This window comes from Marinobacter vulgaris, from assembly GCF_003344045.1.
GTDB classification, from domain to species: domain Bacteria; phylum Pseudomonadota; class Gammaproteobacteria; order Pseudomonadales; family Oleiphilaceae; genus Marinobacter; species Marinobacter vulgaris.
Map to the genome: position 1 here is coordinate 12196 of NZ_QFWX01000008.1, position 21386 is coordinate 33581.

Annotated in this window: 21 protein-coding genes; 9 read left to right on the forward strand and 12 right to left on the reverse strand. The window is 57.3% G+C overall.

Annotated elements, in window-relative coordinates; translation table 11 throughout:
- Positions 1 to 29: 29 nt before the first annotated feature.
- Together DIT71_RS16040 and DIT71_RS16045 are read left to right on the forward strand one after the other, a co-directional pair.
- On the forward strand, positions 30 to 3410 hold the full coding sequence (locus DIT71_RS16040; protein WP_114614246.1) for a hybrid sensor histidine kinase/response regulator: 3381 nt from the start codon (positions 30 to 32) through the stop codon (positions 3408 to 3410).
- On the forward strand, positions 3397 to 4302 hold the full coding sequence (locus DIT71_RS16045; protein ID WP_114614247.1) for a response regulator transcription factor: 906 nt from the start codon (positions 3397 to 3399) through the stop codon (positions 4300 to 4302). Before DIT71_RS16040 ends, DIT71_RS16045 begins: the two co-directional genes overlap by 14 nt.
- A gap of 27 nt (positions 4303 to 4329) precedes the next feature.
- Here DIT71_RS16045 and DIT71_RS16050 read toward each other — a convergent pair whose 3' ends face one another.
- Genes DIT71_RS16050 through DIT71_RS16075 form a run of 6 tightly spaced genes read right to left on the reverse strand, consistent with a single transcriptional unit; the run spans position 4330 to position 9663 of the window.
- Complete coding sequence (locus tag DIT71_RS16050) at positions 4330 to 5076, reverse strand: TonB-dependent receptor (RefSeq protein WP_114614248.1); 747 nt, start codon at positions 5074 to 5076, stop codon at positions 4330 to 4332.
- 28 nt (positions 5077 to 5104) lie between these two features.
- The gene (locus DIT71_RS16055; protein ID WP_114614249.1) at positions 5105 to 5725 is read right to left on the reverse strand and encodes a LysE family translocator; all 621 of its coding nucleotides are present in this window, start codon (positions 5723 to 5725) and stop codon (positions 5105 to 5107) included.
- Between the two features lie 30 nt (positions 5726 to 5755).
- Positions 5756 to 6625 (reverse strand): ABC transporter permease, encoded by an 870-nt coding sequence (locus tag DIT71_RS16060; RefSeq protein ID WP_114614250.1) that lies wholly within the window; start codon positions 6623 to 6625, stop codon positions 5756 to 5758.
- A gap of 4 nt (positions 6626 to 6629) precedes the next feature.
- On the reverse strand, positions 6630 to 7490 hold the full coding sequence (locus tag DIT71_RS16065) for an ABC transporter permease (RefSeq protein ID WP_114614251.1): 861 nt from the start codon (positions 7488 to 7490) through the stop codon (positions 6630 to 6632).
- On the reverse strand, positions 7487 to 8575 hold the full coding sequence (locus DIT71_RS16070) for an ABC transporter ATP-binding protein (RefSeq protein WP_167507475.1): 1089 nt from the start codon (positions 8573 to 8575) through the stop codon (positions 7487 to 7489). The genes DIT71_RS16065 and DIT71_RS16070 overlap by 4 nt, the downstream gene beginning before the upstream one ends.
- 11 nt (positions 8576 to 8586) lie before the next feature.
- Positions 8587 to 9663: an extracellular solute-binding protein gene (locus tag DIT71_RS16075; RefSeq protein ID WP_114614253.1), complete on the reverse strand. Its 1077-nt coding sequence runs from the start codon at positions 9661 to 9663 to the stop codon at positions 8587 to 8589.
- A 234-nt stretch (positions 9664 to 9897) separates the two neighbouring features.
- Here DIT71_RS16075 and DIT71_RS16080 point away from each other — a divergent pair, with 234 nt between their 5' ends.
- Positions 9898 to 10791, forward strand: coding sequence for a patatin-like phospholipase family protein (locus DIT71_RS16080; protein ID WP_114614254.1), 894 nt, complete (start codon positions 9898 to 9900; stop codon positions 10789 to 10791).
- 9 nt (positions 10792 to 10800) lie between these two features.
- Here DIT71_RS16080 and cfa read toward each other — a convergent pair whose 3' ends face one another.
- On the reverse strand, positions 10801 to 11883 hold the full coding sequence (gene cfa / locus DIT71_RS16085; protein ID WP_406565113.1) for a cyclopropane fatty acyl phospholipid synthase: 1083 nt from the start codon (positions 11881 to 11883) through the stop codon (positions 10801 to 10803).
- 212 nt (positions 11884 to 12095) lie between these two features.
- Here cfa and DIT71_RS16090 point away from each other — a divergent pair, with 212 nt between their 5' ends.
- Complete coding sequence (locus DIT71_RS16090; RefSeq protein ID WP_114614256.1) at positions 12096 to 12608, forward strand: DNA polymerase ligase N-terminal domain-containing protein; 513 nt, start codon at positions 12096 to 12098, stop codon at positions 12606 to 12608.
- A complete protein-coding gene (gene ligD / locus DIT71_RS16095; protein WP_114614257.1) occupies positions 12605 to 13525 on the forward strand; it encodes a non-homologous end-joining DNA ligase in 921 nt (306 codons plus the stop codon). Before DIT71_RS16090 ends, ligD begins: the two co-directional genes overlap by 4 nt.
- 59 nt (positions 13526 to 13584) lie before the next feature.
- Here ligD and DIT71_RS18440 read toward each other — a convergent pair whose 3' ends face one another.
- Entirely contained in the window at positions 13585 to 13713 is a 129-nt protein-coding gene (locus DIT71_RS18440; protein ID WP_144114509.1) for a CBS domain-containing protein, read from the reverse strand.
- Positions 13714 to 13800: 87 nt separating this feature from the next.
- Entirely contained in the window at positions 13801 to 14103 is a 303-nt protein-coding gene (locus DIT71_RS16100; protein ID WP_114614258.1) for a monooxygenase, read from the reverse strand.
- 124 nt (positions 14104 to 14227) lie between these two features.
- Here DIT71_RS16100 and DIT71_RS16105 point away from each other — a divergent pair, with 124 nt between their 5' ends.
- The gene (locus tag DIT71_RS16105) at positions 14228 to 14806 is read left to right on the forward strand and encodes a Tll0287-like domain-containing protein (protein ID WP_114614259.1); all 579 of its coding nucleotides are present in this window, start codon (positions 14228 to 14230) and stop codon (positions 14804 to 14806) included.
- Between the two features lie 5 nt (positions 14807 to 14811).
- Here DIT71_RS16105 and DIT71_RS16110 read toward each other — a convergent pair whose 3' ends face one another.
- Positions 14812 to 16428: a methyl-accepting chemotaxis protein gene (locus DIT71_RS16110; RefSeq protein ID WP_114614260.1), complete on the reverse strand. Its 1617-nt coding sequence runs from the start codon at positions 16426 to 16428 to the stop codon at positions 14812 to 14814.
- 205 nt (positions 16429 to 16633) lie between these two features.
- Between DIT71_RS16110 and DIT71_RS16115 the strand changes: the two genes are divergently transcribed.
- A complete protein-coding gene (locus tag DIT71_RS16115; RefSeq protein ID WP_114614261.1) occupies positions 16634 to 17287 on the forward strand; it encodes a hypothetical protein in 654 nt (217 codons plus the stop codon).
- Positions 17288 to 17292: 5 nt separating this feature from the next.
- Here the strand turns inward: DIT71_RS16115 and DIT71_RS16120 are convergent, their stop codons facing one another.
- Together DIT71_RS16120 and DIT71_RS16125 are read right to left on the reverse strand one after the other, a co-directional pair.
- A complete protein-coding gene (locus DIT71_RS16120) occupies positions 17293 to 17916 on the reverse strand; it encodes an L-threonylcarbamoyladenylate synthase (protein WP_114614262.1) in 624 nt (207 codons plus the stop codon).
- Positions 17913 to 18257 carry a BolA family protein gene (locus tag DIT71_RS16125; protein WP_114614263.1) on the reverse strand — a complete coding sequence of 115 codons (345 nt, stop codon included), beginning with the start codon at positions 18255 to 18257 and terminating at the stop codon, positions 17913 to 17915. Before DIT71_RS16125 ends, DIT71_RS16120 begins: the two co-directional genes overlap by 4 nt.
- 123 nt (positions 18258 to 18380) lie before the next feature.
- Here DIT71_RS16125 and DIT71_RS16130 point away from each other — a divergent pair, with 123 nt between their 5' ends.
- Positions 18381 to 20546, forward strand: coding sequence for a DNA topoisomerase III (locus tag DIT71_RS16130; RefSeq protein ID WP_114614264.1), 2166 nt, complete (start codon positions 18381 to 18383; stop codon positions 20544 to 20546).
- 114 nt (positions 20547 to 20660) lie between these two features.
- The gene (locus DIT71_RS16135; RefSeq protein WP_114614265.1) at positions 20661 to 21386 is read left to right on the forward strand and encodes a response regulator transcription factor; all 726 of its coding nucleotides are present in this window, start codon (positions 20661 to 20663) and stop codon (positions 21384 to 21386) included.

A 21386-nucleotide genomic window follows, 5' to 3' on the forward strand; every position in this document is an offset into this window, starting at 1 on the left:
TGGTAAATCATCTATGAAAGGGTCACCGCATGAGTGCCCGGCAAAGCATTTTCCGCGTCCGTCGGAAATACAACCAGTGGGTCGCCAACCAGACCCTGGAAGACTACGCCCTCCGCTTTACGGCCAAAAGCGCCCGGCGCTGGTCTGCTGGCCGAGTCACCAATACGGCCCTGGGCGCCATTTCCTTTCTGGCTCTGGAAGCGATTGGTGGTGCCATCACCATTCATTACGGCTTCAACAATGCGGTTGCCGCCATCTGCGCGGTGGCGCTGATTATCTTTCTCACGGCCATACCCATCAGCTACTACGCCGCCCGCTATGGCGTTGATATCGATCTCTTAACCCGGGGCGCCGGCTTCGGATATATAGGGTCTACCATCACTTCGCTAATCTACGCATCCTTCACGTTTATTTTCTTCGCCATCGAAGCGGCCATCATGGCCATGGCACTGGAGCTGTTGTTTGGCATACCTCTGGTGATCGGCTATCTGGTGTGTTCGGTGGTGATCATCCCGCTGGTAACCCATGGCATTACTGCCATCAGCAAATTTCAGCTGTGGACTCAGCCTGCCTGGATTATCCTGCAGGTACTGCCGTTTGTGTTCATTCTCTACCAGGACGCCAGCGCAGTATCGGACTGGACCCAATTCGAGGGCATTGCTCCGAATCAGGGCGGTGAGTTTAATTTGCTGCTTTTTGGGGCGGGAGCAGCGGTATTGTTTTCACTGATCGCGCAAATTGGCGAGCAGGCGGACTTCCTGCGGTTCATACCCGAGCCACAACAAGGTCAGAAGTTACGGTGGTGGTCTGCCGTGATGTGCGGTGGGCCGGGCTGGATAGTGATCGGTGCCATCAAGATTCTGGCGGGTTCATTTCTGGCTGTGCTGGCTTTGAATCAGGGTATCCCGGCGGTGGACGCCTCAGACCCAAACCGGATGTATATGGTGGCATTCGGGTATTTGACCTCTTCACCAGAAGCCGCGCTGGCCATCGCCGGCATCTTCGTGATCCTTTGCCAGGTCAAGATCAATGTAACCAACGCCTACGCCGGATCCATTGCCTGGTCGAACTTTTTCTCCCGCCTCACCCATAGCCACCCGGGCCGCGTAGTCTGGCTGGTGTTCAATGTCACCATTGCGCTACTGGTAATGGAACTGGGGGTTTACCACGCTCTCGAAGAAACCCTCAGCTTTTACGGCATTGTTGCCATTGCATGGGTGGGGGCACTGGTCGCTGATCTTGTGATCAACAAGCCGCTGGGTTTCAGTCCCAGACATATCGAATTCAAGCGTGCGCATCTTTACGACATCAACCCGGTAGGTGTGGGGGCGATGATTCTCGCGTCAATCATCGGCATGATCAGTTATGGTGGGGCGCTGGGTGCGATGGCCGAGGCACTTTCGCACTTCATAACACTTGCTGCTGCGTTAGTGATTGCGCCACTGATTGCGTGGAAGACCGGTGGGCGCTATTACATGGCCCGGCCTTTCATCCCCATCGCCAGCGATCATCAACTGGTGGCCTGCTGCATCTGCGAACACGAGTTCGAACCGGAAGACGTTACCGGCTGCCCGGCCTATGCCGGCAATATCTGCTCCCTGTGCTGTTCGCTGGACGCCCGCTGTGGCGACTTCTGCAAACCCGGGGCCGGCTACAAGACACAGATGCGCCGTTTTTTCGGTTTGTTTATACCTCAGCCTGCCTTCGCTTACCTGCACTCCAGACTCGGCCATTTCCTGGTGCTGCTGGTGATGATCAATGGCGTGTCGGGTCTGCTGTTGTGGCTGATTCATGAGCAGACCCTGGTTGACTCCGTAGCCGAGGCGACCGTCCTTTCAATCACCCTCTGGAAAGTGTTCTTCGTGCTGATCATCATCACCGGTGTGGTGTGCTGGCTGTTCGTGCTAGCCCACGAAAGCCGCATGGTAGCGGAGGAGGAGTCCCAGCGGCAGACTCGTTTGCTGACCGAAGAAATTGTCGCCCACGAACGCACCGATCAGGCCCTGCAGAAAGCTAAAGAACACGCAGAATCAGCAAATGGCGCGAAAAGCCGCTATCTGACAGGCATTAGTCACGAACTCCGATCACCGCTGAATGCCATTCTGGGCTACGCCCAATTGATGGAAAACGATGCCTCGATACCAGACAACCGCAAAGATGCACTGGGGGTCATCCGCCGCAGCGGCGAATATCTGGCGGACCTGATTGAAGGGCTACTGGATATCTCTAAAATCGAGGCCGGGCGACTGGATTTGCACCGGGACGCCGTTCGCATTGACCTGCTGATGGAACAACTGGTTCATATGTTTCGGCTACAGGCCGAGGAAAAAGGACTGTCATTTGAATATCACCGAATCGGCACTCTGCCGGAGATTGTCACCACCGACGAAAAACGCCTGCGCCAGATTCTGATCAACCTGCTGTCTAACGCCATTAAGTACACTGAGACAGGCCGTATCGCCCTGACTCTCAAATACCGGAGCCAGGTGGCAGAATTCACCGTCGAAGATACCGGGGAAGGCATTGCCGAGGAGAACATCGATCGCATCTTCCGACCCTTCGAACGTATTCGCACGCCGGGCCAGAGCCAGACCGGCACCGGCCTGGGGCTGACCATCACCCACCTGCTGACGGAAATCATGGGCGGCGATCTGTCCGTGGAAAGCGAACCCGGCCATGGCAGCACCTTCAAGGTCAGCCTGATGCTGTCCAGCGTACACACCCAGAGACCGGAATCCATGACCTCACCGGCCCGCCGCATTTACGGCTACAAAGGCCCGCGACGCAAGATCATGGTGGTGGACGACGAAACCGGGCACCGCCAGCTTATCCGCGCGATGTTGGCGCCATTAGGCTTCGAAATTATTGATATCGGTAACTCTCTAGCGGTCATGGATGCTGTAAACAAAGAGCTGCCCGACCTGCTCCTGCTGGATGTATCCATGCCTGGCTATGACGGCTGGCAGATTCTGGCCCAGCTTCGGGATAACAACCATCATCAGCTGCCCGTGGTGATGGTTTCCGCCGATGCCAGTGAAGGCCGGGATCGCCCGGAACCCATGCAGCACAATGGCTACGTGATCAAACCCGTGCGCCAGAACCAGCTGCTGGATCACATCGCCCGCCTGATCGCGCTGGAATGGCGCTTTGACAAAAGTGCAGAGCCGCTTGCTGCGTTACCCGAACCCGCCACTGAAACGATGGCATTGCCCACCGACCAGCATCGGGCATCACTGGTTGCACTGGCTACTATTGGCCATCGCAAGGGACTTCTGGAAGCACTGCACAGCCTGGAGCATCGGGGCGAGGCCGAACCGATGTTTGTCCAGGAAATAACCCGACTAACCAACGATTTTCAATTCGAGAAGATTATCGATGCACTGAAGGTGACTGATTATGAACACACCTGACGCTCGGAAGACCGTGGTCATGGTAGTGGACGACGCTATCGATTCCATACGCATGATCAGTGATGCCCTGGAAGCTGCCGGCATGACCGTTCTGGTGGCACTGGAGGGCAACCAGGCCCTAACCATCAGCCGCAACATAACTCCAGACATCGTGCTGATGGACGCAATCATGCCGAACATGGATGGCTTCGAGACTTGCCGCCAACTGAAACAGAACGTGGAATTCATCGACACTCCGATTATCTTCATGACCGGCCTGAGCGACACCGAACATGTGGTAATGGGCCTGAACTCCGGCGGTGTGGATTACGTAACCAAACCCATCAACACCGCCGAAGTGCTGGCCCGCATGCAGGTCCACCTGACCAACGCTCGCATGGCCCGCAGCGCCCGCATGGCACTTGATACCGCCGGGCAGAACCTGTTTGCCGTGGACCGCAGTGGCGACATTCTATGGGCCACACCCCAAGTACATTTCCGGCTGACAGACGGTGACACCGACCATCAGTTGACGCTCAGCCAGCATCTGACGGAATGGCTGACGCACAAGCCGGAAAACGGCCACAGCCTGACTCTCGATTTCCTGTCAGAGCCACACTCCGTTGAATTCTTAACGCTGGTGGATAATCGCGAATACCTTCTGAGGCTGCAGGAGGTTCAGAAATCCAGCACCGCCACTGCTGCCCTGCGGGATCGATTCGGCCTGACAGGACGGGAATCCGACGTGCTGCTGTGGATCGCCAATGGTAAAACCAACCGGGAAATCGGACAGATTCTGGAGATGAGCCCGCGCACGGTGAACAAGCATCTGGAGCAAATCTTCCGGAAACTGGGTGTGGAAAACCGTACCTCGGCCGCGGCTCTAGCAATTAAGTGCCTAGCGAATAGTTAAAATAAGAGACCTGATCGCACTTACCGGTCAGAACCCGTACCTCACCCCTATCAGCCCGTAATGCAGCCAAGCGAAGGTATATACACTACCGTTATCAGCGCCACCCTCCAGTGTCCGGTACCCGGCCCGCAGGCTGAGATCCTCATTCAGGAGGTAGTTGAGGCTCAGGCTGGCGTCAATGGCACGGCCCTCGGGTGCACCGAGACCTTCCACGTCGAGTTCGGTGGACCAGCGGGGCGTCCAGAAGCGGGTCGCCTCAAAGGCCAGCAAAGGGACCACACCCAGATCGGGATCCTCAGCGGTGCGGCCATCCTGTTGCAGGCGGATGTTGGCATTGCGGATCAGCAATGAGCCACCGATCCGCAAACGCCAGCGATCTGTCTCGCGCCAGGTGTAACGGTAACCGATTCTGTAGGTATTGAACTGGTAGCTGGCCCGGACCGGGGCGCCAGCGACGAAGGTTTCCCCAGCAAAATTCACATCGGTGTCGAAGGTTCCGGTTCCGCTGGTCCGCACAGGTGCATAAAGCCCTGTCACTGTGTGTCGCTCACCCCAGTCACGTTCGAGCTTCAGGCGCAGGTATGGGTCGGGGCCTTTGCCTGTCAGGTCGAGAAGATCAAACCGATCGCCCTGGCTATTGTTGGGGATCTGCACATCGTTGCGGGAAAGCCAGAGGGCTCCGGTTTCTATGTCCAGCGTCCAGTCACCTGTGGCAGCTCCCGAGGAAACCATAAGCATGGCCGCGACATAAGCGCGAACGGATGGCCTGGTCATAGGAACCTGTCTCCGGAGCCCCTGAGCCCTACTTTCCATGGAGAATACCGAAGACCAGATGACCGGCCAGGCCCAACAGGACCGCACCAAAGAGACGTTCAAACCAGATGGCTTTCTGGCGCAGCATCGAAAGCCATCGCGGGTCTGAGAACAGCCAGGTGACGAACAGGTACCAGGCTGCGTCAATCACCATGGCGGTGGCCGCGTAGCCGAATTTGGCAAGCACGCTGGTATCAGTACCCACCACCTGACTGAATAGCGCCAGAAAGAATACGGCAATTTTCGGATTCAACAGCACAACCAGAAAACCGTCCCGGGCGGCACTTGCCGTGGTGGGCGCCTCTGGTAACGGGGCATCGCGCTCGGGCTTTGCCGACAAGCCCTTTATGCCAAGCCATGCCAGATAAGCCGCACCACCCCACTGGAGGATGGAAAAGGCCACCGGCGACGCAGTAATTATGGCGGCCAGCCCGAGGATGCTGAGAAAGGCATAAACCCCCACCCCCAGACCGTGGGTGACGGCAGTTATCATGCCATTTTGGCGACCACCGGTGAGCGTTTGTTTCAGCACTATAGCCAGTGATGGCCCCGGGGACATGGCGCCAAGTGTGCATATTGTTACGACGGTCAACCAGGTAGCCAGGGTCATACTTGCTTCAAATCTCCGTACATTCGAACATTACTTGTTGGAACGTCCCATCACCAGGGCTGCCAGCAGTGCAGATCCCACCATCAACAAAAGCGCGACCGCATTAAGCACGGGCGTTGACCCTTCCCGCAGCCGGTTAAACAGTGCCACCGTCAATGGTGTATCACTGCCGGTGAGCATCACCGTGGTGTTGAAGTTTTCAAAGGACATAAGGAAAGCCATGGCGGCAGCGCCGAAAATGGACGGCATCAGCCATGGCAGGGTAACCGTGAACCAGGCTACCAGCGGTGTAGCACCCAGGTTCAGGGCTGCCTCTTCCAGTTGGGGGTCAAACTTGCGCAAGCGGGCAGCAATCACCAGGGTACTCAGGGTCGCGATAAAGGTCACCTGCCCCATTACCACCAGCGTCATGCCCGGCCGGAACAGGTCCAGTTCGATGCCCCAGGCTGCAGACACATCGTTGGCCATGCCACTGTAGAACACCAGGATGGAGACCCCCAGAATCACGCCGGGGATCACCAGTGGCAGCAGCATGAGCAGGTACAGGAATTCCTTGCCGCGGAAATGCAGTCGTTCGAACAGAACAGCGTTCACGCAACCGAGACAGACGCTGACCAGAGTCACCCAGAAGGCAATCTTTGCGCTGACCCAGAGTGCCGCAAGCAGGCCGTCATCATGGAACAGTCCGGTGCGCCCGGCAGAGCCATCAGCAGAAGCGGAACCATCAGCGAAATACCAGTCCAGGGTGAAGCCTTGCCAGGGCAGCGACGGAAATGGCGCATCATTGAAAGCGAAAACGGCGGTCACCAGCAGTGGCAGAGCCAGATAGACGAAGAATGCCACCAGATAAACCATATAGAGAGCATCAAACAGGCGGGACCGGGGCACGGAACGAATCATCGGCTCACCCCATCACCTTGCGCAGGGACTGGCCAGAGATTTTCAGTCCCATCCAGACAATGACGGACGACAACACCAGCAGCAAAACCCCAAGCGCTGCCCCCTGCTCCCAGTTAAACCGGGTAATGAACTGGGTAAATATCTGCTCGGTGAACCAGGCGCTGTCCTTGCCACCCATCAACACCGGCGTCAGATAACTGCCCAGGGTGAGCATGAACACCACAATACAGCCGGAAACAATGCCGGGCATGGCCCAGGGCACCACTATTTCCCGCAATACAGTGCCGTGCCCCCCGCCCAGATCGTAGCCGGCTTCCACCAGGTTCTCGTCCATGCCATCCAGGGTCGTCACCAGCGGGACCACCATGAACAGCAAGCCGTTGTAGACCAGGCCTATGATCACCGCGACATCGTTGTAGAGCATTTCCACAGGGCCGTCCACCCAACCCAGCGCCTGCAGCCAGGAGCTGAACAGGCCGCTTTCGCGCAGCAGAATCATCCAGCCATAGGTACGCACCAGCTCACTGGCCCAGAATGGAATAAGGCAAGCCATGAACAGCAGGCTCTTGGAGCGGCCACGGGCAAGCCGGGCAATGTACCAGGCAATGGGGAAGGCAATGATCAGGGTCAGGAAGGTGGTGAACAGGGACATGACCCCGGTGCGCAAAAAGGTCCGCCAGTAATAGGATTCTGTAAAAAAGTTCTGATACTGCTCCACCCCCCAGGCGATCGTATCCCAGCTTTCGCGCACCTGGAACGACACCCGCACCATCTGCAGGTGGGGCAGCAATACAAGCAATACAATCCACAGTAAAAACGGGGTCAACAATAACCAGAGGGACAACCGGCTGGCAGAGGACTTCATGGGTTCTCTGCCCCGAAAACCCTGGCCAGAGCCGGGTCCCAGGCCAGCCCGATTGCCGAGCCGGGGGGCAACCGAGGCGCCGATCCATCCTGGGGCAGGCGGGCATACACCAGCCGGCTGCCATTCTCAGCTTCCAGCCGGCTGTTGGCGCCATCAAACAGGGTGGTGCGCACTTTCGCCTCCATGACAGAAAGTCCGGGGCCGACGCGGTCAGCGGAAAGCACGAGCGATTCCGGCCGGATAAACAGTTCTGCGCGCTGCCCGATTTCCAGTTCGCCGGCGACAACGCGGCCCTGAACCAGAGCACCGTCGTCCAGCCGGATTTCCGCCAGATTGTCCCGGATAGCCACCAGGGCCCCGGAAAGGCGGTTATTATCACCTACAAATCCGGCGACAAACGGTGTCGCCGGCTCCCGGTAGAGCTCTTCCGGCGGTGCAACCTGGTCAAACCGGCCATCCCGCATGACAGCCACCCTGTCGGACATTACCATGGCTTCTGACTGATCGTGGGTGATATACACGAAGGTGGTCCCGAACTGCTTCTGCAGGTGCTTCAGTTCAACCTTCATCTGTTCGCGAAGCTTCAGATCCAGGGCGCCGAGGGGCTCATCCAGCAACAGCAGGGTCGGCTCCAGCACCAGGCAGCGTGCCAGCGCCACACGCTGGCGCTGACCGCCCGAGAGCTCCTGGGGATCGCGGTTTTCGAGTCCCGGCAGGCCGACCTGCTCCAGAACCCGGGCAATGCGCTTGCGCCTTTCCGCCAGCGTCACTTTCCGGCGCTTCAGGCCATAACCAATGTTGTCACCCACCGACATGGTCGGGAACAGGGCCAGGTGCTGGAACACCATGTTTACCGGCCGGCGGTTTGGCGGCACATCGTTCATGCGCTGACCACGGATGTGGATTTCACCTTCATCCGGTTTGTCGAACCCCGCCAGCAGACGCAGCAGCGTTGTTTTACCGCAGCCGGAAGGACCCAGAATGGAAAAAAACGTGCCCGCTGGCACATCCAGGGAGATATGATCCACCGCGGCATTTGCACCGAAACGGCGGACCAGCCCCTCACAGAACAGGTCAGAGTCCATTCCCACAGGAATCAGTTCGCTGCCTGAACGCGATCCAGTACCTGGCCTTCCATGGTTTCCAGTCCTGGCGGAACCGGCGGATACCACTTGATATTGTTGAGGGCAGCCTCATCAAAGCTGACCCGATAAGCGTCCCGCAAATCTGCCCTGACGAATTCATCGGCGCCTTTCGAGGCGGTAAAATTGCCGGAGGTATTGGTAATCCGGGCAGCAATTTCCGGCTGCATCACGAAGTTGATCCATTTATAGGCGGCCTCCTCGTTTTCACTGCGGCGGGGAATGGCAAAGGTATCAATCCAGCCCAGGGCGCCGGATTCCGGAGCTACGAAGCGGATATCGGGGTTCTCGGCATTGAGTTTCCAGCCACCGGCATCCCAGGCCATGGCCGCGGTTACTTCGCCGGTGCGCAGCAGCGCAAGCAACTGGTCGCCACCGGTCCAATAGGTTTTCACGTTGCTCTTGCAGTCGATCAGCTTCTCTTGCACCTTTGCCATGATCGACTCGTACTCCTCCCGCTCGTCGTAGGCGGCAAATGGGTCCATGCCCATGGCGAACGCGAAACCGATCAGGGTCGGCCGCTTGAGCCGGTAGCTGACCTCGCCGGCCACGGCCGGATCGCAAAGGTCCGTGTAATCGGTGACCACGTCGGCGACCGAATCGTGAACGATCAGGCCACTGGTGCCCCAGACCGAAGGTACGCCGTAATAGTCACCATCCAGTTCGGTGGAATCCTGCGTTGCCTTGACCATGGATGGCAGCAACTGGTCGGTATTTACCCGGCTGAAATCGATGGGCTTGTATATATTGAACTGGCGCTGCACGCCAACGATTCGGTCCTGGCTTGGTTGCGCCAGGTCAAAACCTGCGCCACCGGTAGCTCGCAGCTTGGAGATCATGTCTTCATTGTTGGAGAGAGTTATTTTCACATCGATCCCGGTCTCCTCCTCAAACTGGGCCACCACCTCGTCCGGCGCATAACCACCCCAAGTGATCAAACGCAGCTCCTGGGCGCCGGCTGCGCCGGTCAGACCCAGAGACGCCACCAGGATGCCCACAGCCAGAAGTCCTCTACCCTGCCTAGTTTTCATACCAGATTCCCTGTTTAAAATATGGCCAGCCATTGAAATCACACAACTACATGAAAGTTATAGACTACAGATGACATTTTTGTGAAACCGCCGAGACCCGGGACCGACTGCCACGAGGGGTAAGGATGCTTTTAATGTTATGCTTCTGCTAACACGTTCATCCAGACTGACCAGCGCCCGACAGATGACCGTGATGAAGAATTGCCGCAGCCAGAAGATTACAAAATCCGCCCTATGAGCACCCCTGAAATCGTTGCACAGGAACCTGCAAGCTTCTCCGCTGAACCACCAGCTCTCGTGGTGGAAGGCGGTGCCATGCGAGGTATTTTTGCTGCGGGTGTCCTCGATGCCTTCATGGAACACCAGTATCAACCATTCTCGCGGGCCTATGGCGTTTCAGCCGGCGCCACCAACCTGATTGGCTATCTGGCGGGAGACCATGGGCGTAGCCGGAAAATAATCATCGGCCATGCCTGCCAACCGGAATTCATTGACTGGAGGCGGTTTGCCACGGGCGGTCACCTGTGTGATGTAAGCTGGCTCTGGCATCAGTCTTTCAACGATGTACCCCTGAACCTGAAGCACTACCTGTCGGGGACAACCGAGTTGTGGGTGACGACAACCTCTGCGCGAACCGGGGCAGCACATTACTTTCGCGTCGACGAAAACAACATGCACGAGGTGCTGACCGCCTCCTGCGCGATACCCATCGCCTACCGGGATTATCCGATGGTAAACGGCGAACCCATGACTGACGGTGGTGTGGCCGATGCCATTCCCGTGGTCAGGGCCTATGAGGATGGCGCCCGGGATATTACCGTGGTGCTGTCACGCCCGCTGGGGTACCGTAAAAAATCACCGAAATTCGCATTTGTCCCGAAGCGCCTGTTCCGGGAATATCCGGCACTTGCCGAGGCGTCGCTTCGCCGCGCCGAGCGTTACAATGCCACGCTTGCATTCATTGAAAACCCACCCCCGGACTGTACTGTCCGCGTGATTGTTCCGCCCACTGAATTCGCGGTAGGCCGATTGACGCGGAAACCGGACCTTCTGGAACAGGGCTACCAGGAGGGGCATCAGGCGGGGCTGGACTACCTTGGCAAGATGATCCCCGCACACCGGTCGTAAAATCACAGGTCAGACTATCCGTGGATAGACGCCCTGGACCCCGTCCTTCGAAAGTACCCATTGCCAAAGCTGGATATCACGGGCGCGAAACGCGCCGGCGCAAGACAGCAGGTAATAGCGCCACATCCGATAAAAGCGGTACCCGAGTTCATCCTCGAAGCGGGGCCAGGCCTTTTCGAAGTTGTCATGCCAGGCAATCAGGGTTTTTTCGTAATCGGCACCAAAGTTGTGGACATCTTCTACCACAAATAAATTATCGACCGAATCCCCGATCATGCCGACTGAGGGAACCTCTCCGTTCGGAAAGATGTATTTATCGATCCAGGGATCGGGAAAGGATCTCCGGCGATTTCTGCCAATGGTATGGAGCAGGAACAGCCCTCCGGGGTTCAGACAACGATGAGCGATCCGCATAAAAGTACGGTAATTCTTCGGGCCTACGTGCTCGAACATGCCAACACTGGCAATCCGGTCAAACTTTTCATTGATGTCCCGGTAATCCATCAGCCGGAAATCCAGAGATAGATGAGGATAATAGGCGGTGGCCCAGTCTGCCTGCTCCCTGGAAATAGTGACACCAACCGCGTCCACTCCGTAGTGCTCTGCCGCGTGTGCCATGAGGCTTCCCCAGCCACAGCCAATATCCAGCAGGCGCATTCCCGGCTGCAACTGTAGCTTGCGACAGATCAGGTCCAACTTGGCGACCTGGGCTTCCTCCAGGTCCCTGGCATCTTTCCAGTATCCACAGGTGTACGTCATCCGGGAGTCCAGCATAGCGCCGTAAAAGTCGTTACCCAGGTCGTAGTGGGCTTCTCCCACATCCCAGGCACGCTTCTTTGTCTGTCGGTTCAGATATCTGGCCTTGATAATATGGGGCAGGATTTTGAGAGGTTTTATGTGCCTGGGGATCTTTGCGCTGATCAGCTTGTAAAAAAACTGGTCCAGCTCGTCTGCGTCCCAGGCGCCATCCATATAGGTTTCACCGAGTCCCAGGTTGCCATGGGCCAACGCCGCTTCCGGAACCCCTGGAGCATTGAATCGCATATCCCAGGGGCGGGAGCCACCGATCTGAATATCGGCTTTAGCCAGCAAATCAGCGGCATAGTGGTGGGTTTTGTTGTCGGGTTCAAAAAAAGCGCCTCTGGAGGTTGTATCGTTCATACTGAATCATCCTTAGTTATCAAAACATCGTTCCGATCGTGAGCCCGGTGGGAACAGCCGAGAGAATTCGATGTTTTTGCACTAATGAGGTAACGCGATTACTTTTTTGATTGCAGGCTACCATCATCAAGGGAGAGGCACTTATGAGCAAGCAGGACCATGGCACAAAACGCTCTTTCGTCATCCAGAAACATGACGCCAGTCAATTACACTACGATTTTCGCCTCGAGATGAGCGGTGTATTGAAGTCCTGGGCTGTTCCCAAAGGTCCTTCTACCGACCCTTCTGAAAAACGGCTTGCGGTGGAAGTTGACGATCACCAACTGAGCTATGCTGATTTTGAAGGCGTGATTCCGGAGGGAGAGTACGGCGCCGGCACTGTCATGGTATGGGACAATGGCAGCTACCAGAATATGCGTGAGGACGACATGGCTTCGTGTCATCGGGATGGCTTGATCGAGGTCTGGCTGGAGGGTGAAAAGCTCCGGGGAGGCTATGCGCTAAAGCGCATCCGCGGTGGGAAGAAACCTCAGTGGTTGCTGATCAAGATGAACGATGACGCCGCAGACGCAAGACGCAACCCGGTATCGACCGAGCCTGACTCGGTAAAAACGGGCCGGAATCTGAAAACCATCAGGCAGGAGGAAGGCGAATGACTTTACAGAGCTATGGCGGCTATCAGGTCGAGCTTTCCCATACCGACAAGCCCTTCTTTCCCGATGCCGGGATAACCAAGGGCGATCTCCTGGCGTACCATGAGCGTATCGCTGACATCATGATCCCCCATATCGAGGAACGCCCGCTTACGCTGAACCGCTTCCCTGACGGCATCGGCGAAGATGGCTTTTTCCAACAGGCACGGGGAGACTATTTCCCGGACTGGCTGGACACGCTGGATGTGAATCATGGCGGCAGTACCGGCCACGTGCTTCACATGCTGGCAAACCATCCCGCCAGCCTGATCTATCTTGTGAATCAGGGCACGGTCACCTTTCATAGTTGGCTAAGCAGGAAAAGCCAGCTGAAAGCGCCCGACCAGGTGATCTTTGATCTGGACCCGCCGGGGGACGACTTCGAGCTGGTACGCGAGGCTGCCGGCCTGGTGGCAGAGGGCATGCGAAGGTGCAACCTGACTCCCTTTGTCAAAACGACGGGCTCCCGTGGATTGCACGTGGTGGCGCCATTAAAGCCGGAGGCAGACTTTGACCGGGTAAGATCTCTCGCCCGAGAGTTAGCCCGGGCACTGGCCGATGCCTACCCGGATCGCCTGACCACGGAACAGCGCAAACAGAAACGCCGGGGCAGGCTCTACCTGGACATTATGCGCATTGCCTTCGGGCAAACTGCTGTGGCGCCCTATTCCGTTCGTGCGAAACCTGATGCGCCCATTGCCACACCTCTGGAGTGGGATGAGCTGGACAATCCCAAGCTGGGCCCCCGGAGCTTTACAATTGCCAATATTTTCAGACGGATGGGGCAGCGTGACGATCCATGGCAACACATGCATCGAAAGGCAGTCAGCATCCAGAGTTTCGAGGAGGGGGTTTCGGGCTTTAAAGGAGGAGACCAGTGAACTTCCCGTAGCCATTAACCACTGTGCTGGCTACGGGACTGTTCTAGCGATGCCAGAGATTAGTGGTAATGGCGAGCGGCACTGACAACTTTCTTGGCCAACTCATTGTCCTTACAGTGATCGGCAATATCGCCCAGAGTAACAATACCAACCAGGTGCTTGTCTTCGGCATTATTCAGAACCAGCAAACGCTGGCTTCCTCATTCGCCATATTCTCGATGACATCATCAATGCTCACATCTTCAAACGTATATCATGTAACTTCCCGCCCATCTTCAGATCGGCCCATTATCAATCACAGATAATGCTTCATTCACCTGAAACACCTTCCCGTTTACCTGTGGGATTCCGAAACCCTTTAGCCTGGCTGTATGCTTTTCCAGATAGGCTCTGGCGCTGGCTCCATCCTCGAACAGGTAAATACCGCCTGCTTCCCCGGTATCCGGGCTTTCTGTCCAGACCTTCCAGATAAAGCCGGGCTCCTGTGCGATAGACTCGGCGAGTTCCCTCATGGCATTGGTCATACCTTCGCCAAATGGCCCGGTAAACGGGAAATCAATCTGTAATAGAGTTTTCACAACAACCTCCTGTTTTGACTCGGCATCCGGCGACAAATCGTCGCAGACCTGCCTGGCTCAATCTTCAAACCACTACCATGCTATATACTTATGACAAGCATCAAGACCACCAGGGAGGTGTTCAATGGCCAAAACGATCATCACAACCGCAGCGCTGTTTTCGATTCTATCAATGCCAGCCATGGCTCAGTCGCCGGCGCAGCCTACAGAGGAGTTGGTTACCGAGGCACGTTCGATGGTGAAAGCTTTCAGTGGCTCCCTGAAAGAGGCGCTTCAGGCCGCGATCAAGGAGGGTGGCCTCACCAACGGCATCGGCGTCTGCAATACAGTGGCTCCTGAAATTGCCGCCAACAACAGTAATGACGAATGGACCATCAGCCGAACCAGCCTGAGAGTCCGGAATCCGGATAATGCCCCAACTGACTGGCAGGCAATGCAGCTTCACGCGATGGATAAGCAGCCAGTCAAAAACGGGAAGCCGGTTGAGGTCTGGCAGGTTTCCGAAGCATCCGGCCAGCCTGCTTTTCGATACATGAGCGCAATCCCGACTCAAAAGCTTTGCCTTGGCTGTCACGGCAAGTCGATTGATCGGGAGGTGAAAGCCAAACTTTCGGAGCTGTACCCTGAGGACGAGGCTACCGGTTTTTCCGAGGGAGATCTGCGCGGTGCATTCGTCGTGACCAGACAGAGTCCAGAGCCATAATCAAATCATCTCCGGTTGAGCTGAAACTGCTCGATAGCTTTTCGAAGCGTCTCCGCCATAGCCAGCAAATCACCGGCAATTCGCGCCGTTTCCTTGGCGTCCCCGGAAGTCTGTTCCGCAGAACGGCTGATTTCGATGACGTTGAGATTGATCGATTCAGACACTTCGCTCTGCTCGTTGGCGGCGCTTTCCATTTCCTGATTGAGATCCGTAATCTCTCGCACGGCAGCGGCAATGGCCTGGAGCTCCGATTCCACATTGAGAATCGCTGACACCTGCTGCCCCGCCATCTCCGAAGCGTGGTGCATGATGGCCACGCATTCCACCACTTCGCCCTTGAGACCGTTAATGGTGTTGCGAATTTCCTCGGTGGAATTCTGGGTGCGGGAGGCCAGGGCCCTGACCTCGTCCGCCACCACCGAGAAGCCCCGGCCATGCTCACCTGCTCTCGCCGCCTCGATCGCCGCATTCAGCGCCAGCAGATTGGTCTGGTCGGCAATATTGGAGATGACCTCCAGCATGTCCGACATCCGGCTGGTGCGTTCGTCCAGCTGCTCAATTCGCTGGGCACCGCTTTGCACTTCGGTATTGAGGGCTTCTATACCTGCCACCGCGTTGCGGGCAAGAACTTCGCCGCTATTGGCGAAATCGGCCGTCTCCGTGGACTTTCGGGTGGTATTAACGGCATTTTCCCGAACCTGGACGGCAGACGCGGCCATTTCCGTGGTTGCGCTGGCCACCTGATCCGTATTGTCCCTTTGTGCCAGCACCTCACGTTCGGTGGTCTCCGCTTTGCCGGCAATACTCCGGGCGGCCTGCTCAACTCGCCCGGCGTTGTCCATGACCGTATTCATGCTTTCGAGAATCCTCGCCATCATGCGGTTGAACGCCCGGGCGACAGAACCGATCTCGTCATCCCGGGATACATCCAGCTGAATGGTGAGGTCGGAGTTGGTGGCAATGGTTTCCATGCTGTCGTGCAGCCTGCGCAAACGGGCAATCACCAGCTTCCCCAGCACCGCCGCAGTCATGAAAAAGGCCAGTACAAAAATGACGACCTGGATGCCACCGCTGGTCAGGAGCTGCTCTTGCAGGCGGGCATCGCCCTCGGCCAGCGAGTAATCAACCCGAATGGCACCGAGAATGTCCCCTTCGCTGGCCTGGTGGCAGCCCAGGCAGTTCACGCCCTGGTAATTCTCCATGGCACGGACCGGCTCGATCAGCGTGTAGACCCGGCCCGTTTCACCGTCAGATACCTGCTCGATGCGTTCGCCCTGCAAAGCCCTGGTCTCAAGTTCACCGCGGCTCTGCTCATTGCCGTTACCCGATCCGAACATGTCGTTCAGCTGTTTACTGCGAATAACCCGCACATCGAGAACATCCTCTGGCGCGGTGGCCTTTTCCCGGAGCATCTGCCGGTTGTTGATGGTCCCGGTAACCATCATCGTGTTAAGCGCATCGAAATAGGATTTGGACAGCCCCTCAACGTACCGCCCGGTGTAGTCCTCCAGGTGCTGGCGCTGTGAATAGTTGCCATATAGCAGGGTCAGCACAAGGATGAGGGAAAAGGCGCCCGCCAGGGCGAACAACAACACAAAACGAATAGACTGGTTTTTTCTCATAACAGCTCAGCTACGAAAATTGCAGGGATCGGCGATCACGGATAATGGGCGAGGACTTTATAGCAAGGAACGAAAACATTTCATGATCCAGATCAGCAAAAAAACAAAGACGCCTCAAAGCGCCAAGGGCAGGCATGGCCCGTTTTGTGCTTGAACACAGACAATCGTCAAAATTTCCTCAGTGACCATGGGAGGGGAAAGCGCCATGTCGCTGCTTACATCGCTGATCAAAGCCAGCACCCAGTTCCAGCAAGCTCTGGAAAAGCGCCCGCCATCGGCCTCGGGCAACGCGTCAGCGAAGCCGGACGCTCCTGACACACCGACGTCTGCCACCGATGACCGTTTCACGCTGTCCGAGCGGGCAACTGTCGACACGGCCCGGCCCAAATCCACCCGACTCTCGATGGCGGAATACAAGCAAACCGTCGGGCAGGACCTTGCCTACATGCGGGAAACGCTGCGGCATAAACTTGCCGAGTACAAGCTCAACCCGGCAACCAGTGTGGAGGTCTCGAAGAGTGACGGAGGTACTATCAGCCTGGGTGGCAAAATCCCGGAGCAGACTCGCAGCCGGATCGAACAGGACCTGAACAACAGCAAGCCATTCCGCGAAGCGTTCAGCCGGCTCAGCGCCAGCGAGCCAACCCTGCACTTTGTCGACAACGCCCTCAAGCTGAACAAGGCCTATGGCGTAAACAACTCATTGCTGGACACCCTGGTCAGCGACAACCAGCAGTTCAACGGCCTGCAGGACCTGGCGCACCGCTACGACAGCATGCGCCAGACCATCAGCACAGATCAGGCTGGCGGTTACACAGATCGCAAGAACTTCGCCCTCAGCCTGAACACCCGGGCTTGAGCAGGTTAAATCCGGAATGGCTCCGGGTCGCCTTTGCCAACGCGGGTCACTTCCGGCGCCTGACCTGTCATATTCACCACCGTGGTAGCCTCAAGTCCACAGAATCCACCGTCGATGATCAGATCCAGCTCATGCTCCAGCCTGTCCCGGATCTCCTCCGGATCGGTCATGGGGTCTTCTTCACCCGGCAGTATCAATGTGCTGCTCATAATGGGCTCGCCCAATTCAGCCAGCAGCGCCTGAACGATGGCGTTGTCCGGCACCCGCATGCCAATGGTTTTTCGTTTGGGGTGCAACAGCCGCCGTGGCACCTCACTGGTGGCATCCAGGATGAACGTGTAGGGGCCGGGGGTAAACGTCTTGAGCAGGCGATACTGGGTATTGTCCACTTTCGCAAACACGCCGATATCCGAAAGGTCCCGGCACATCAGGGTAAAATTGTGCTTGTCGTCCAGCTTGCGAATGCGCTTGATACGGTCCGCCGCCTGCTTGTCGCCCAGGTGACAGCCGATGGCATAGGCCGAATCCGTGGGGTAAACAATCACTCCGCCCCGCCGCAAAATATCGACAGCCTGGTTAATAAGACGCTTTTGTGGGGTAACCGGGTGGATCTGGAAAAACTGGCTCATTGGCCACCCCCCGACACAAACGCCGGATCATTCTTGGAACCGCCCATGCAGTTGGGAGATTCCGGGGCTGCCTGGCCGCTCGCTTCCCACTCTTTCGGTGAGTAGACATGAAGCGCCAGGGCATGAACGCCGCCGGCCATTTCCTCGGCCAGCACGCGGTAGACGGACTGGTGCCGCTTCACCTTGCCCTGCCCCTCGAATTCCGGCGCCATCAGGGTCACCTTGAAGTGGGTTTCCGAATTGGGCGGCACGTTGTGTTTGTGACTCTCGTTTTCAACCATGAGGTGGTGGCTGTCGAACGCGTTTGCGAGCTTTTGCTCAATGGCTTGCTGTAAAGACATAAACAGGCCTGCTCCTGATCGAATGTGTTATGGAACAGTCTACTACACGTAGCGCTGTGTTACCTTGACAGGATCGGGGCAAAGCGCCATCTTCCGTTCCCACCTGACAATTGCTTCCGACTTATGCGCCTCTATATTGCTGAAAAACCAAGCCTTGGCCGGGCTATCGCCGCCGCTCTCCCAGCCCCCCACCAGAAAGGCACGGGCTGGATTCGTTGTGGCGAAGGGGACAATGCCTGCACCGTGAGCTGGTGCATCGGCCACCTGCTGGAGCCGGCGGAACCCGGACAGTACGACCCTCGCTGGAAAAAATGGCGACAGGAAGACCTGCCCCTGTTTCCCGGCAAATGGGAGGTAACGCCGAAGGACAGTGTTCGCCAACAGCTGAAAGTGCTGGAGTCGCTGATTCGCAAGGCAGACACCATCATCCACGCCGGCGATCCGGACCGGGAAGGTCAGTTGCTGGTGGACGAGGTAATTCGCTATGCCGGCGCCACCTGCCCGGTGCAACGAATCCTGATCAATGACCTGACCCCTGCCGCCGTCGCCAAAGCCATCGACGCACCGAAAGACAACCGGGAATTCCGTCGCCTGTCTCATTCGGCACTGGCCAGGCAGCGCGCGGACTGGCTGTACGGCATCAACCTCACGCGCTTCTATACCCTCTCCTGGCAAAAGCAGGGCGAACAGGGCGTCTATTCCGTGGGGCGGGTACAGACACCGGTTCTGGGGCTGGTGGTAGCCCGTGACAACACCATCGAGCATTTCCAGCCCAAACCTTTTTTCCGGATCCAGGCCCACTGCCATGGAGTGGATGAAGGGGCAGACCCGCAAAGTTTCGGCGCCCGATGGCAGCCTGCTGAGCAATACAGGGCCTATCTTGATGAAGAAGACCGCCTGCTCGATGGTGACATAGCCAGGCAAATCGCCAATGCCGTCGAGGGTCGGCCAGGCAAGGTCACCGAATCCCGGTTTCGGGACCGTAACGAAACACCTCCGCTGCCGCTTTCACTCTCCGCCTTGCAGATTGAGGCAGGGCGTCTGTTCCGCATGGGTGCCAAAGATGTTCTGGATACCGCCCAGAATCTTTACGAACGCCACCAGCTGATCACCTATCCACGCTCCGATTGCCGATATCTGCCAGAGGGCCACTTCGATCAGCGCCAGAACGTGATAAAGGCAATCGGCAAGGTTGCCAATGAACTGGCACCGGCCTGTGACAGTGTGGACCCGAATCGCCGCACGGAGGCGTGGAACGACAAAAAAGTCGATGCCCACCACGCCATCATTCCTACCGCCAGACAGTCGCCCTCAGGGCGGTTGAGCGAGGCCGAAGAGAAAATTTACGGGCTTGTCAGCCGCTATTACCTGATGCAGTTCAGTGCCGATGCCATCCACAGGGAAGGCAGGCTGGCCATCAGGATTGGCGAGCATGACTTCCGGGCCACTGAAACCGCGATACTGCAACCTGGCTGGAAGGACCTTGAGGTCCGCCAGCGTGAAAGCCGCCAGGAAGCCCCCAGGGCACCACTCCCACGCCTGAAAAAAGGCGACCCGATACTGTGTGACTCGGTGGAAGTTGCCGAGCGCGAGACCCAGCCGCCGCAGTATTTCACCGATGCCACCCTGCTCTCGGCGATGACCAACATTGCCCGCTTCGTCAGCGACCCGGAGCTGCGCAAGACCCTGCGGGAAACCGACGGCCTGGGCACCGAAGCAACCCGCGCGGCGATCATCGACACTCTCTTTCGCCGGGACTACCTCTACCGGGACAAGCGCCACATCCGCTCCACCCCAAAGGGTCAGGCACTGATCCATTCGCTGCCGGAATCCATCAGCAAACCCGATATGACGGCAATCTGGGAAGCCACTCTGGAGAGCATCCGCCGCGGCGAGGGCAACCCCAAGCAGTTTATCGAAGACCTCGAAGAACAGATCCGCGGCTTCATTAACACCCCGAGCCCGGAGGCAAAGAACCCTGTCCCGTCCGATGGGCAGCCCCACTGCCCCAAATGCCGCGCGCCCATGCGTCAGCGGGAGGGAAAGTTCGGTGCCTTCCATGCCTGCACCCGGTTCCCTGACTGCAAGGGTACCCGGCCGATCGAAGACCTGGCGCCTGAAGACGGCACCAGCAACAAGCCGGTGCCCTGCCCCCACTGCTTTTCACCACTGGTGCGCCGGAAAGGCAAAAAAGGCTGGTTCTGGGGCTGCAGTAATTTCCCGGGCTGCCGACAAACGGTTGACGACGACAATGGCAAGCCTGCGCTTCGTTTACGCAACACTACATAACGACACTGAAGCTCAATATCGAATTTGCAATAATGTGATGTGGTGTCCAATAAATTTTCCCACGCAAAACCTGCGCTTGGGGTTCACAGTGCTTTTTATGTCGGGAGACCTTTGATGCGTATTGCTTTGCTTGAGGACGAACTTGAACAGGCACAGCACATTCAGGCAATTCTGTCTGAACGCGGTCATCACTGTGACAGCTTTCCTTCCGGCCAGTCTTTTATGAGCGCTGTGCTTCATCGTAGTTATGAACTTCTGGTGCTGGACTGGCAGATTCCCGACATGACGGGCATCGACGTACTCGAAAGTGTCCGGGCCCAGCTTAACTGGCAGATCCCGGTTGTATTCCTGACCCAGCGCGACAGCGAAGCCGACATCGTGCGGGCGTTGGACGCCGGGGCCGATGACTATCTCTGCAAACCGGCCCGGGAAGCGGAACTGATGGCACGCATCAATGCCCTTGCCCGCCGTACCAATCCGGACAATGAAAAGGAAGTGCTGGTCTACGGCCCGTTTGAGATCAACACCCAGTCACGGACCATTGCGCTTCACGGAGAAGTACTCACCCTCACCGACAAAGATTTCGACCTGACCCTGTTCCTGTTCCAGAACCAGGGCCGGCTGCTTACCCGGGAAATGCTTCTTGAGCGCGTATGGGGGCTGGCCCGGGACATCAATACCCGTACCGTGGACACCCATATGAGCAGGCTGCGACGCAGGCTTGGCCTCAACCCCGAAAACGGATTCCGCATCAAGACCATCTACCAGCGCGGCTACCGCCTTGAAGCCATGAAGGCCACCGGCACGGATACGTACCCCGTTGCTGCGGAACAGGCCTGA

What these genes read in the sequence shown, in the direction of transcription:
- DIT71_RS16040 (WP_114614246.1), top strand. Translation starts at nt 30, where the DNA reads ATGAGTGCCCGGCAAAGCATTTTCCGCGTCCGTCGGAAATACAACCAG.
- DIT71_RS16045 (WP_114614247.1), top strand. Translation starts at nt 3,397, where the DNA reads ATGAACACACCTGACGCTCGGAAGACCGTGGTCATGGTAGTGGACGAC.
- DIT71_RS16050 (WP_114614248.1), bottom strand. Translation starts at nt 5,076, where the DNA reads ATGACCAGGCCATCCGTTCGCGCTTATGTCGCGGCCATGCTTATGGTT.
- DIT71_RS16055 (WP_114614249.1), bottom strand. Translation starts at nt 5,725, where the DNA reads ATGACCCTGGCTACCTGGTTGACCGTCGTAACAATATGCACACTTGGC.
- DIT71_RS16060 (WP_114614250.1), bottom strand. Translation starts at nt 6,625, where the DNA reads ATGATTCGTTCCGTGCCCCGGTCCCGCCTGTTTGATGCTCTCTATATG.
- DIT71_RS16065 (WP_114614251.1), bottom strand. Translation starts at nt 7,490, where the DNA reads ATGAAGTCCTCTGCCAGCCGGTTGTCCCTCTGGTTATTGTTGACCCCG.
- DIT71_RS16070 (WP_167507475.1), bottom strand. Translation starts at nt 8,575, where the DNA reads ATGGACTCTGACCTGTTCTGTGAGGGGCTGGTCCGCCGTTTCGGTGCA.
- DIT71_RS16075 (WP_114614253.1), bottom strand. Translation starts at nt 9,663, where the DNA reads ATGAAAACTAGGCAGGGTAGAGGACTTCTGGCTGTGGGCATCCTGGTG.
- DIT71_RS16080 (WP_114614254.1), top strand. Translation starts at nt 9,898, where the DNA reads ATGAGCACCCCTGAAATCGTTGCACAGGAACCTGCAAGCTTCTCCGCT.
- DIT71_RS16090 (WP_114614256.1), top strand. Translation starts at nt 12,096, where the DNA reads ATGAGCAAGCAGGACCATGGCACAAAACGCTCTTTCGTCATCCAGAAA.
- ligD (WP_114614257.1), top strand. Translation starts at nt 12,605, where the DNA reads ATGACTTTACAGAGCTATGGCGGCTATCAGGTCGAGCTTTCCCATACC.
- DIT71_RS16105 (WP_114614259.1), top strand. Translation starts at nt 14,228, where the DNA reads ATGGCCAAAACGATCATCACAACCGCAGCGCTGTTTTCGATTCTATCA.
- DIT71_RS16110 (WP_114614260.1), bottom strand. Translation starts at nt 16,428, where the DNA reads ATGAGAAAAAACCAGTCTATTCGTTTTGTGTTGTTGTTCGCCCTGGCG.
- DIT71_RS16115 (WP_114614261.1), top strand. Translation starts at nt 16,634, where the DNA reads ATGTCGCTGCTTACATCGCTGATCAAAGCCAGCACCCAGTTCCAGCAA.
- DIT71_RS16120 (WP_114614262.1), bottom strand. Translation starts at nt 17,916, where the DNA reads ATGAGCCAGTTTTTCCAGATCCACCCGGTTACCCCACAAAAGCGTCTT.
- DIT71_RS16125 (WP_114614263.1), bottom strand. Translation starts at nt 18,257, where the DNA reads ATGTCTTTACAGCAAGCCATTGAGCAAAAGCTCGCAAACGCGTTCGAC.
- DIT71_RS16130 (WP_114614264.1), top strand. Translation starts at nt 18,381, where the DNA reads ATGCGCCTCTATATTGCTGAAAAACCAAGCCTTGGCCGGGCTATCGCC.
- DIT71_RS16135 (WP_114614265.1), top strand. Translation starts at nt 20,661, where the DNA reads ATGCGTATTGCTTTGCTTGAGGACGAACTTGAACAGGCACAGCACATT.